12 protein-coding genes are annotated in these 12,340 nt (G+C 33.2%); 6 read left to right on the top strand and 6 right to left on the bottom strand.

Going from position 1 to position 12,340, the window contains the following annotated elements; all coding sequences use genetic code 11:
- Positions 1-149: 149 nt before the first annotated feature.
- Together acs and AP058_RS08820 are read left to right on the top strand one after the other, a co-directional pair.
- On the top strand, positions 150-2,057 hold the full coding sequence (acs, locus tag AP058_RS08825; RefSeq protein WP_066309355.1) for an acetate--CoA ligase: 1,908 nt from the start codon (positions 150-152) through the stop codon (positions 2,055-2,057).
- Positions 2,058-2,118: 61 nt separating this feature from the next.
- Positions 2,119-2,439 carry a 2Fe-2S iron-sulfur cluster-binding protein gene (locus tag AP058_RS08820; protein ID WP_082706613.1) on the top strand — a complete coding sequence of 107 codons (321 nt, stop codon included), beginning with the start codon at positions 2,119-2,121 and terminating at the stop codon, positions 2,437-2,439.
- A 49-nt stretch (positions 2,440-2,488) separates the two neighbouring features.
- On the opposite strand, the gene AP058_RS08815 is transcribed toward AP058_RS08820, so the two are convergent.
- Positions 2,489-2,902, bottom strand: coding sequence for a thiol-disulfide oxidoreductase DCC family protein (locus AP058_RS08815; protein ID WP_066309348.1), 414 nt, complete (start codon positions 2,900-2,902; stop codon positions 2,489-2,491).
- A gap of 99 nt (positions 2,903-3,001) precedes the next feature.
- Positions 3,002-5,167 carry a DNA mismatch repair protein MutS gene (locus AP058_RS08810; RefSeq protein WP_066309342.1) on the bottom strand — a complete coding sequence of 722 codons (2,166 nt, stop codon included), beginning with the start codon at positions 5,165-5,167 and terminating at the stop codon, positions 3,002-3,004.
- 113 nt (positions 5,168-5,280) lie between these two features.
- Here AP058_RS08810 and ung point away from each other — a divergent pair, with 113 nt between their 5' ends.
- Positions 5,281-5,952, top strand: coding sequence for a uracil-DNA glycosylase (ung, locus tag AP058_RS08805; RefSeq protein ID WP_066309341.1), 672 nt, complete (start codon positions 5,281-5,283; stop codon positions 5,950-5,952).
- Here the strand turns inward: ung and AP058_RS08800 are convergent.
- From AP058_RS08800 to AP058_RS08785, 4 genes are all read right to left on the bottom strand, one after another.
- Positions 5,949-6,326 (bottom strand): DUF4258 domain-containing protein, encoded by a 378-nt coding sequence (locus AP058_RS08800; RefSeq protein ID WP_066309339.1) that lies wholly within the window; start codon positions 6,324-6,326, stop codon positions 5,949-5,951. The genes ung and AP058_RS08800 overlap by 4 nt on opposite strands.
- A gap of 36 nt (positions 6,327-6,362) precedes the next feature.
- Complete coding sequence (locus AP058_RS08795; RefSeq protein ID WP_066309336.1) at positions 6,363-7,562, bottom strand: alanine dehydrogenase; 1,200 nt, start codon at positions 7,560-7,562, stop codon at positions 6,363-6,365.
- A gap of 79 nt (positions 7,563-7,641) precedes the next feature.
- Complete coding sequence (tsaE, locus tag AP058_RS08790) at positions 7,642-8,058, bottom strand: tRNA (adenosine(37)-N6)-threonylcarbamoyltransferase complex ATPase subunit type 1 TsaE (RefSeq protein WP_066309333.1); 417 nt, start codon at positions 8,056-8,058, stop codon at positions 7,642-7,644.
- Between the two features lie 76 nt (positions 8,059-8,134).
- Positions 8,135-9,688, bottom strand: a complete 1,554-nt coding sequence (locus AP058_RS08785) for a bifunctional response regulator/alkaline phosphatase family protein (protein ID WP_066309331.1) — start codon at positions 9,686-9,688, stop codon at positions 8,135-8,137.
- A 296-nt stretch (positions 9,689-9,984) separates the two neighbouring features.
- On the opposite strand from AP058_RS08785, the gene blaOXA reads away from it, so the two are divergent.
- The 3 genes from blaOXA (at position 9,985) to AP058_RS08770 (ending at position 12,165) form a co-directional block, all read left to right on the top strand.
- Positions 9,985-10,809 carry a class D beta-lactamase gene (gene blaOXA, locus AP058_RS08780; RefSeq protein WP_066309329.1) on the top strand — a complete coding sequence of 275 codons (825 nt, stop codon included), beginning with the start codon at positions 9,985-9,987 and terminating at the stop codon, positions 10,807-10,809.
- A 291-nt stretch (positions 10,810-11,100) separates the two neighbouring features.
- Entirely contained in the window at positions 11,101-11,520 is a 420-nt protein-coding gene (locus AP058_RS08775; protein WP_066309326.1) for a MarR family winged helix-turn-helix transcriptional regulator, read from the top strand.
- A 9-nt stretch (positions 11,521-11,529) separates the two neighbouring features.
- Positions 11,530-12,165, top strand: coding sequence for a nitroreductase family protein (locus AP058_RS08770; RefSeq protein WP_066309323.1), 636 nt, complete (start codon positions 11,530-11,532; stop codon positions 12,163-12,165).
- Positions 12,166-12,340: the final 175 nt, after the last annotated feature.

Raw genomic sequence — 12,340 nt, 5'->3', positions numbered from 1 at the left:
TAAGAGGAAAATATTTAATAATTAAATTTTTACCTTAAAAAAGTAATTTAAATTACACAAAATATAATTTTTAGTTAAAATTTATAAATTAAATAATTATTAGAATCGAAGTAGTTTTAATACATTTATAAAAAAAAAATTGAGCAAACATGAGTTATTTTAAAATTGAAAATTTAGAACAATATTTTAAACATTATAATAAGTCAGTTCGTGAACCAAGGAAGTTTTGGGGAAAAATTGCCGAAGAAAATTTCACTTGGTATCAACATTGGGATAAAGTAGTTGACTTTAACATGGTTGATGCTGGAATCAGTTGGTTTTCGGGAGCTAAAGTTAATATTACAAAAAACTGTATTGACAGACATTTAAATAAAAGAGGCGAGAAAACGGCTATCATTTTTGAACCTAATGATCCTTCAGAAGAAGCATTGCATATTACATATAATGATTTATACGAGCGAGTTTGTAAAATGGCTAACGTTTTACTGGAGCAAGGAATCAAAAAAGGAGATCGTGTGTGTATTTATTTACCGATGATTCCAGAATTGGCTGTATCTGTCTTGGCTTGCGCTAGAATTGGAGCGATTCATTCTGTTGTTTTTGCAGGATTTTCTTCTTCTGCAGTAGCAGCAAGAATTAACGACAGCGAATGTAAAATGGTTATTACATCGGATGGTGGTTTTAGAGGAAATAAATCGATTGAATTAAAATCGATTATCGATGAAGCATTAGAAGCTTGCACTTGCGTTGAAAAAGTATTAGTTGTAAAACGTACCAATACACAAGTAAAAATGAAAGAAGGACGCGACCAGTGGTTGCAACCGTTATTAGATACTGCTTCTGCAAGTAATGTTGCAGAAATTATGGACGCTGAAGATCCTTTATTTATCTTATATACTTCAGGATCTACTGGTAAGCCAAAAGGAATGGTGCATACCACTGCAGGTTACATGGTTTATACTTCGTATACCTTTAAAAACGTATTCAATCACGAAGAGAATGATATTTTTTGGTGTACGGCAGATATCGGTTGGATCACAGGACACTCTTATATTGTATATGGTCCATTATTAAATGGTGGAACTACAGTTATTTTTGAAGGCGTACCTTCTTACCCAGATTTTAGTCGTTTCTGGGAAACAATTGAAAAACATAAAGTTACTCAGTTTTACACGGCACCAACTGCCATCCGTTCTTTAGCAAAAGAAAGTTTAGATTACGTTTTAGGTTTTCCTTTAAAATCATTAAAAGTAATTGGATCTGTCGGTGAACCTATAAACGAAGAAGCATGGCACTGGTACAACGATCACGTGGGAGCTAAAAGATGCCCAGTTGTTGATACGTGGTGGCAAACAGAAACTGGAGGTATCATGCTTTCGCCAATTGCATTTGTTACTCCAACAAAACCAACTTACGCTACCTTACCTTTACCAGGAATTCAACCTGTGCTAATGGATGATAAAAGAAACGAAATTGAGTCCAATCAAGTAGACGGAAGTTTATGTATTAAATTTCCGTGGCCCGGAATTGCAAGAACAATTTGGGGCGATCACCAAAGATATAAAGACACTTATTTTTCTGCTTTTCCAGGTAAATATTTTACGGGAGATTCAGCATTACGAGACGAAGTTGGTTACTACAGAATTACCGGTCGTGTTGATGATGTAGTAATTGTATCTGGACATAATCTAGGAACTGCGCCAATTGAAGATGCAATTAATGAGCACCCTGCTGTTGCAGAATCTGCTATTGTCGGTTTCCCACATGATATTAAAGGAAATGCTTTATACGGTTTTGTAATCTTGAAAGAAGCAGGTGAGTACCGAGATAGAGAGAATTTAACTAAAGAAATCAATCAATATATTGCGGACCATATCGGACCAATAGCAAAATTAGATAAGATTCAGTTTGTTTCTGGTTTGCCAAAAACACGTTCTGGAAAAATTATGCGTAGAATTCTTCGAAAAATTGCAGAAGGAGATTTTTCTAATTTCGGTGATATTTCTACCTTATTGAATCCAGAAATTGTAGATGAAATAAAAGACGGAAAAAAATAATACTTACAAAAGCTGCTTTTCATCTAAAAGCAGCTTTTTTTTTATTTGAAAAATTAAAAATGTGGATAAAATTATACTGAACATACAATCTGAAGGTGTTGAATATAGGGTAACAACTTATCAAAATGAATACAGAAGCTTAATGCAATTGATTCGCGATAATTCGTTCTTAGAAGATTTTGGTGACTGTGGAGGAGTGGGACGTTGTTGCACCTGTGTAGTAGAAATTATCTCAAAAGAAATACCATTAATACCGTTTGACGGAAATGAAAGAGCAACTATTCAAAAGCACGATTTAGATGCAGAAAAGTTTCGTTTGGCATGCCAGATTATGATTGATAAAAGTATCGACGGATTAGTCGTAAAAGTATTTCAAGAGTAAATTAATACTTAAAACTATTAGAAAGCGATAAATCTTGCATTGTGTTTTATTACAAGAATTTTGATTTTAACTCAGGAGTTGGAATTAGACAAGATTCCTTTTTGCCATACAAACGATATCTGTTTTTTGCAACATAATCATAAAAAGCATCTCCAATGAAAATAGGAACAATTCGCATAAAGGCTGACATATTCCAAATACCACCAAATTCTTTTGCAATGGCTAGTATGGCCGATGACTTGTAGTAATAAGCAACGCCTGGCTCATATAAAATGATGCTATCCATCTTAGCATAACTAATTCCTATTGTCTTGCAAATTTCAATGCCAAGATCTGATTGTAAAGCTACAAATCGGAAACAATCTTTTTCATCGTGTTTGATAATATATTGAACCGCAGAATTGCAAAGATTACAAACGCCATCAAATAATATTATTTTTTTATTTTGAGGTAGATTTAGCATGAATTTTCTTGATTTTGGGAATCAACTAATAAATTTATAACAAACGTACTAATAGAAACTCGAACTTGCGACTATTAGTATGCGTTTAACAAAAACAAATTACTTTTTAACAGCTTCAACTAATTCTAATTCGTCTAAACTCACTTTTGAAGTGAATATTCCGTAATTAACTGTTGCTTTATTTCTTTCTATATTGTCGATGCTGCCAACCGATCGACCATCGATCATGCGAACGCGATCGCCTACTTTTAAAATTGGCTTGGCTTTTTCCACGACAGGTTTCAGTTTTTTAGCCTTCTTTTCTTCTCTAATTTCTTCAACTTGTACTTCTACTTCTTTAGCAATTTCTTTTTTCTTCTCCGCAATCACTTTAATTTCTTTTGGAGTGGCTTTTATACGTTTAGAATTTTCGATTTCAACAATTTTCAAAAGATCTCCAATTAATTCCTTCTTATTGCTATTGTTAAAATACTTCTGTGAAATATCATCTACTTTTTGACCAATGTAAATTAATTTTTGGTTGCTGTCATACAGTTCTTGATAGCTTTCTAACTTTTGTTTGATTTTTACGTTGATGTTTTCCATCTTTTTACCTTCTTCGCGTGCTCTAGTTTCTTCTTCTTTTAAATTTATCGAAGTTTTCTCAAGCTTCGAACGCTCTTTCTGTAAAGTGGCAATAGTTTTATCAAAACGCACTTTTCCGACCTCTATTTTCTTTTTAGCACGGTTGATCAATCCAAAAGGGATTCCGTTTTTAAGTGCAACTTCAAACGTAAAGGAGCTTCCTGCTTGTCCTAAAACCAATTGGTACAAGGGTTCTAAAGATTTTTCGTCAAACAGCATATTGGCATTGGTTGCAAAAGGCAATTCGTTGGCCAATATTTTTAAGTTAGAATAATGCGTAGTTATAATTCCGAATGCTTCACGATGGTAAAATTCTTCTAAGAAGATTTCTGCCAAAGCACCTCCTAATTCTGGATCAGAGCCGGTACCGAATTCATCAATTAAAAACAGGGTCTTCTTGTTGCACTTTTTCAAAAAGTAGTTCATGTTTTTTAAACGGTAACTGTAGGTGCTTAAATGATTTTCAATAGATTGATTGTCTCCGATATCGGTCAATATTCGATCAAAAAGAAACGTTTCACTTCGTTCATGTACCGGAATTAACATTCCAGACTGCAACATCAATTGCAATAAACCTACTGTTTTTAGGGAGATCGTTTTACCTCCTGCATTCGGTCCAGATATTACGATAATTCGATTTTCCTGTTTTAATTCAATCGTTTGTGGATGCGTAATTTCGTTTTTCGACTTATTGTTTAAGTATAAAATAGGGTGAAAAGCATCTCTAAAATACAAACGACGTTCTTCTGTAATAGCAGGCAAGATTCCGTTAATTTTATTAGCATATTTCGCTTTTGCGGCAATGACATCGATCTCACTTAGAAATTCTTGATATTCTTTCAATAAGGGTAAAAAAGGACGAACAGCATTGGACAATTGCTTTAGTATTCGGGTAATTTCTTCCTTCTCTTCATATTCTAAATTACTTAATTCTCGGGAATATTTCAAAGTTTGTTCAGGCTCAATGTAAGCGATACTTCCAGTTTTACTAGTACCTAAAATAGTCCCTTTAATTTTGCGTCGGTACATCGCCAAAACGGCTAATACGCGGCGGTTTTGAACAAAGCTTTCCTTGATGTCATCTAAATATCCAAGAGTGTTGTATTGCGTTAATGCCGATCCAAAACTTTGGTTAACCTTTCCCCGCACGACGTTCATGTCGCGACGAATATTTAATAGTTCGGGCGATGCATTGTCTTTTATCTCACCATATTTGTCTACCACAACATCAACCAGTGCAATTATATCTTTAGTCAATTCTACTTGCGAAGAACGCGCGTTTAAATTGGGATAGTAATCTTCAAATTTCCTTAAAAAAGTTAATAAAACATTGACAGTTGCCGAAAGCGTAGCAATTTTTCTGAAACTGCCTACTTCTAGAAAACTATCTTCAATCGCTAGAAATTTAATTTCATGAGTGATCGCATCAAAGCCATGATTAGGAATCGCGTTATTGTTATCAAAAGAAGAAACATACTCAGAAGTTTGTTTTAGCGCTTGCAGCAAGCTTTCTTTATCACTGAAAGGTTTAATTGTAAGTGCCTTTTCTTTACCTATCTCTGTATTACAGATAGCTGAAATGGTTTCTAGTATAGTTGGAAATTGTAAATCTTGTAGTGTCTTATCGGTAATGGATATCATATTGGTCCTAAAGTTGTCAAGAAGCAAAGTTACAAAGTTACGCACTGTAAATAAGCAACAGCTCGGGGAGTTTTTAGTAAAAGTTGTCTAAGTTTGTAAAAAATTTGACGCTTATGATTGCCGATCTCAATTCAAACTGGAAAAAAGTCTTAAATTATGAATTACAAAAGCCCTATTTTGTAGCATTAAATACTGTTTTGGAAGAAGAATACCAAACGCATACCTGCTATCCGCCAGCTGAATTAATTTTTTCTGCGTTTAACAGCTGTGATTTCTCTGATTTAAAAGTAGTTATTATTGGTCAAGATCCCTATCATGGAGAAGGCGAGGCTAATGGTTTGAGTTTTTCGGTAAATGATTGCGTTAAAATTCCACCGTCATTGCGTAATATTTATAAGGAAATTCATAGCGATTTGGAGGCTGTTTTTATCCCAGAATCTGGTAATTTAAAACATTGGGCACAACAAGGCGTTTTATTATTGAACGCGTCGCTAACAGTGCGAAAAGATAGCGCAAATAGCCACAAACACCTAAAGTGGAATCTATTCACAGACGCTGTCATTAAAACAATTTCTGAACAGAAAGAAGATGTTGTGTTTTTATTGTGGGGTGCTTTTGCACATAAAAAAGGTGCGAAAATTAATCGAAATAAGCATTTAGTTTTAGAATCGGGACATCCTTCGCCAATGAGCGCCAATCAAGGAAAATGGTTTGGAAATAAGCATTTTAGCCAAACCAATGCTTTTCTTTTATCAAAAAATAAATCTGAAATTAATTGGTTTTAGTTAATTTTTGTAATCGATTCTAAAACAGCTTTCTTTTCATAATTGACCACTTTTAAAATAATTTCTTGATTTTTAACGGTCTTACCTTCAATTATATAAATCTTACCATTTTTATATTTGATATTACTTTGATCAAAATCAACATCACCATGTTTTAGCGTATTTTTCACGTCTACGGTATCGATCCATCCTTCAGCTAGAACTTGAGAAGCTGCATCAGAATAATGAAAAGGTTTAGTTCGTAAATCACTTAAAACTCGCGAATTAGGGAAATAATTACAGCTGGTATCTTTTCCGCCTAAAATAAAAGCTACAAAAAAAGCTCCAATCATTAAACCGAATAAATAATATGCTAAGCGTTGCGGAAATTTCATAAAATATTTTTCGAGCAAAGATAGTCCAAAAATGTACTAAAAAACAAGTAAATTAATATCGTTATGAGGCAAGTCAAACCAATCACTAATAGCTCTGTTGGTTACAATTCCGTGGTACAAATAGATTCCGTTTAAAAGACCTTTATTGCAACGAATCGCACTTTCAATTCCGCCATCTTCGGCAATTTGCAACAAATAAGGCGTAATAATATTACTGATAGAAAGGGAAGCGGTCTTAGAATAACGCGATGGAATGTTAGGAACACAATAATGCAAAACATTGCTTTTTAAGAAAGTTGGTTTTTCATGCGTCGTAACTTCTGAAGTTTCAAAACAACCACCAGTGTCGATACTAACATCTACAATTACAGCTCCTTTTTTCATGTGTTCCACCATAGTTTCGGTAACCACAATCGGACATCGTTCTTTGCCGCGCATAGCTCCAATAGCAACATCGCAACGACGCAAAGCCTTAAGTAAAGTTTTAGGCTGAATGGTCGAGGTAAAAACACGCTGATTTAAATTATTTTGTAGGCGACGTAATTTAGTAATTGAATTGTCAAAAACCTTGATACTTGCACCTAAACCCAAAGCAGTTTTAGCTGCAAATTCACCAACTGTTCCTGCTCCTAAAATAACAACTTCGGTCGGTGGAACACCCGTAATATTGCCAAATAAAAGTCCTTTTCCTAAATCATCGGTAATCATTAATTCGGCAGCAATTAATATCGACGCCGTTCCTGCAATCTCACTCAACGATTTTACTGCAGGATAGGAGCCGTCTTCGTCTTTAATATATTCAAAAGCCAGTGCGGTAATTTTCTTTTGAGTCAACGCTTCAAAATAAGCTTTCTTTTTAGTCTTTAGCTGAATGGCAGAAATTAAGATCGTTTCGGGATTCATTAATTTGATTTCAGCAATTGTGGGAGGTTCGACTTTAAGTAGCATCGGGCAGCCAAATACCTTTTTGGTGTCTTTAGTAACTTCTGCACCCGCATCACTGTATTCTTTGTCTGTGTAACTTGAACTTTCTCCTGCGCCAGCTTCTATCATCACGCGGTGTCCTTGATACACTAGTGAAGTGACGGCATCTGGAGTTAGACAAATACGACGTTCTTGATAACTTGTTTCTTTAGGAATACCAATAAAAAGTTCTCTTTTATGTCTACCTATTTCAAGCATTTCTTCCTGAGGTAACAATTGTTGTTTCGTAAATGGAGTTATTGTAATTGGCATTGGTTCGGCAAAATTAAGGATTCAAATTACGTAAAAATTTTGGAATAAAATAATGCTTAACATATTAAAGCATATTATGTTAACGGCTGTGACTTAAAGTTAGTAATCGCCGCCCATCGGGTTGCAAATCAATAGTAATAACAGAATGATTCTCTGGAATAAGATTCGGTATTTTCTCAGACCACTCAATAAAACACCAATTATTAGAATACAAATAATCTTCGACACCCATATCGAGCGCTTCGGTTTCCTGTTTTAAACGGTAAAAGTCAAAATGGTATACGGTCTTTTTATCATCGGTTTGATATTCATTTACTAGAGAAAATGTCGGACTACTAGTTGCTTCACTAACGCCTAATGTTTTGCAAAATTGTTTTATAAATGTTGTTTTTCCAGCGCCCATTTCGCCATTAAAAAGAATTATTTTTTCAGGATATTGGTCTAAAATTTGTTGAACAACCGATGCTATTTGGTCTAACGAAAACTTAATTTCCATATGTTTGATAAATGATTGGTAATTGCAAAGTACTGAATTGTAAAATTACTCGGCACTACTGATTAATCGCTTGACACTATTTTGGGTTAAAAACTAAAAACGGAATAATCATCTCTTCTAATGAAATTCCCCCGTGTTGGTACGTATTTCTATAATAACTTACATAGTGATTGTAATTGTTTACGTAAGCCAAAAATAAATCGTTTTTTGCAAAAATAAACGAACTACTCATATTTATTGCAGGTAAACCAATTTTTTTAGGGTCTTTAATGTCGTAAACGTCTTTGCTCTCGTACGTTAAGCTTCTTCCTGTTTTATATCTCAAATTTAAACTTGTGTTTTTGTCGCCCACAACTTTAGAAGGATGTTTGACATTAATGGTTCCGTGGTCGGTGGTTAAAATTAGCTTGAAGCCCATCGTTTGTGCTTGTTGAATAATTTCTAAAAGCGGAGAATTTTTGAACCAACTAAGGGTTAACGAACGGTAGGCCTTGTCGTCTGAAGCTAATTCTTTTACGACATCTAATTCTGTTTTCGCATGCGAAAGCATATCAACAAAATTATAAACTACAGTAACCAAATCGTTGTTTTTTAAACCTTTAAAGTTTTCTGATAATTTTTTACCACTTGCTAAATTCGTGATTTTAAAATAATCTTGAACAATATTTAATCCCAATCGCTTCAGTTGCGCGGTTAAAAATTCGGCTTCGTATAAGTTTTTACCACCATCTTCAACATCATTTTTCCAATATTCAGGATGCTTTTTCTCCATTTCCAAAGGCATCATTCCAGAAAAAATTGCATTTCTAGCATATTGAGTTGCTGTGGGAAGTATAGAAAAATAAGGAACTTCTTTCTCGAGTTTGTAATAATTTTGAACAACAGATTCAAAAGCTTTCCATTGATCGTATCTTAAATTATCAATGACAACAAACAAAATTGGCTTGTCTTTCTTTTTAATTTCCGGAACGACCAATTCTTTGAATAAATTATCTGATTGAATCGGACGATCTGCTTTTGGTGCAAACCAATCTTCGTAATTGCGTTCGATAAATTTACCGAATTGCGAATTCGCTTCTACTTTTTGGGATTCGAGAATTTCAATCATTCCTTGATCATTAATATTCTCTAATTCTAATTCCCAGAAAATTAATTTTTTGTATAACTCAACCCAGTCTTCATAAGTGTTGACCATGGCTAATTCCATCGATATTTTACGAAATTCTTTCTGATAATCCATACTAGTTTTTTCAGAAATCAATCGTGAATGGTCTAAATTCTTCTTTAAACTTAGTAATATTTGATTCGGATTAACGGGTTTAATCAAGTAATCGGCAATTTTAGAACCAATTGCCTCTTCCATAATATACTCTTCTTCGCTTTTGGTAATCATAATCATCGGAATAGACGATTTTTTTTCCTTCATTTCCGCAAGCGTTTCTAAGCCGCTCATTCCGGGCATATTTTCGTCTAAAAAAACAATATCAAAATTGTTCTCATCAAAAATAGTGAGGGCATCTAAACCGTTATTGCAAGTAGTAACCTCGTAGTTTTTCTTTTCTAAAAATAGTATGTGTGGCTTTAATAGGTCGATCTCATCATCTACCCAAAGTATTTTTATCTTGCTCATTATATCCCTTTTTTACGCAATTTAAACCTTTATAGCACGAATAAGTACTAAAATTATTATAAATTTATTGAGTAAAATTAGCTTTAAATGGTACTACTTTGATTGTTTATTTCAAAAAATCAAAAAAATTTTTAAATAACTGAATTTTAAAGTACGCACTTAGTATTAAAGAAGATAAAAAAACTGAATTCTAGCTTCGCTGGTTCGAACTATTTTAAAAAAAAATATATATTTTTAGGGCATTATGTTTCTATTAAACGCATTACAGCCTTAGTCTACCTAATACAAAATAAAAAATGAGATACTTATTCAAATTAACAGTTTTAATAATTTTAATGAGTTTTAGAGGGAATTCTCAAATAAAGATTCATAAAATTAAAGAAGTTGTAAAATTAGAATTTGGAGTTGCTTTAGATAGTTTAGGAGTAAAAGGTTCTGTCTTAATTTATGATGTTAAAAATAAAACGAATTATTCTAACAATTTCGCTTGGACAAAAATAGCCGTAATTCCTGCTTCGACATTTAAAATTCCCAATTCTATTATTGCTTTAGAAAGTGGTGTAGTTAACAATGATTCAGCAATTTTTAAATGGGATGGACAAAAGCGCAGATTTAAAAAATGGGAAGAAGATTTATCTTTTAAAAAAGCATTTCAAGTTTCTTGCGTGCCTTGTTATCAAGAAATTGCTAGGAAAGTTGGTGTGCAACGCATGAAACTGTATTTGAAAAACTTACAATATCCAGGAATGGTGTTTGATAGTTTAACAGTAGATGAATTTTGGCTTCAAGGTGAATCTAAAATTTCACAATTACAGCAAATAGAATTTTTAGAGCGATTTTATTTTTCAAAATTACCAATTTCTACAAAGACGGAAACTATCATGAAAGATATCATGATAATAGAAAAGACTGAAAATTATATTTTAAGTGGGAAAAGCGGATGGGGAATGAGGGGAGACTTGGATAACGGTTGGTTAGTAGGATATTTAGAGAAGAATAATTCGGTTTGTTTTTTTGCTACAAATATCGAAATGAAAGATGCCAAGATGGAATCTTTTCCAGCAATTAGAATGCATGTAACCAAAGAAGCATTTAAAAAATTAGAATTAATTAAAAATTGATAGCAGTTATAAATCGAAAGATTTATAATGAGTTCATTATATAAAAGACAAAATTATAAATTAAGTTTTAATGCTAATCTTTTAGTACGGTACGCGCATCAAATGTAAATATTAATTCTATCACTTTATTCAATCATTAAGATTCCCTGAAACAATGGGTAATTAGATAATATAAATTAATTCAGGAATTTGACTTTCTTAGATTTAAAGTTGTTAAACAAATAATAATGTTTTACAATTACATTGTGCGCAATTTAATTGTGTGATATATTTGCAGTTGAAATGAGTAGTATGAAAGATCAATTACAAATTAGCCAGCAAGTTTGTTTTCCTGTTTATGTTTTCGCCAAGGAGATTATTAGTCACTATAGACCTTTACTAGAAGAACTCAAACTCACTTATCCTCAGTATTTGGTGATGATGGTCTTATGGGAATACGAGACGCAAACTGTTAATCAATTGGGAGAAAAATTGAAACTTGATAGCGGTACATTAACTCCGCTGCTTAAGCGCATGGAACAAAAAGATTTTGTTTCTCGCGTAAGAAGTAAGGTGGATGAACGTTCAGTTAATATTTCGCTGACTGAAAAAGGAAAAGCCTTAAAAAATAAAGCAGCTTGTATTCCAAATCAATTAATGGAATCAATGGAAGTTTCAACTGAAGATTTACTTGTTTTAAAAAACATTATTACAAAAATATTAAATAAATAAATACAGAAAATGGCATTATTAGAAGATTTGAATTGGAGGCATGCTGTAAAAGCATACGATTCTACAAAAAAAGTAAGTACAGAAAATATTGATAAAATTATAGAAGCAGCTCGTTTAGCACCAACTTCTTCGGGCTTGCAACCTTTTAACCTAATTGTTGTTGAAAATCAAGAATTAAAAGAAAAGTTAGTAAAAGGAGCTTTGAATCCAGAATGTATGAGAGACTGTTCTCATGTGGTAATTTTTGCTGCATGGGATCGCTACACAGCCGAACGAATTGACAAAGTATACGATCATACTACAGACGAACGCGGTTTAGAAAGAGGGCGATTTGGTAGCTATACCGATATGCTAAAGAAAATTTATCTTGAACAACCTGGCGAAGAAAATTTTGCTCACATTGCAAGACAAACTTATATTGCATTAGGACTCGCGTTAGCGCAAGCGGCAGAATTAAAAATTGACAGCACACCTGTAGAAGGTTTTGACACTAATGTGGTTGATGAAATATTAGAATTAAAAAAGCTTGGTTTAAAAAGTGTTTCGTTAATGTATGTTGGTTATGCCGATACACCAAACGACTGGATTGCGCCGATGAAAAAAGTGAGAACACCGAGGGAAGAATTTTTAATTGAATTTAAATAAGCCGCAATTTGCAGTAGCTTTTATAAAGCGTAAACACTCATAAGTTTAAAGAAGCCTAGCGCAATATTATTTTGTGCTAGGCTTTTTTTGATTTCTCTTTTAAGTATTGTTTTTAAGAACTGTATTTTTTTTGTTGTAGTATATAAATGTGAAAGGGTTGCCTTTTCATAAAAAG

It is taken from the genome of Flavobacterium sp. TAB 87 (assembly GCF_001529295.1).
GTDB lineage: Bacteria > Bacteroidota > Bacteroidia > Flavobacteriales > Flavobacteriaceae > Flavobacterium.
This window is presented reverse-complemented; position numbering and strand designations above follow the sequence as displayed.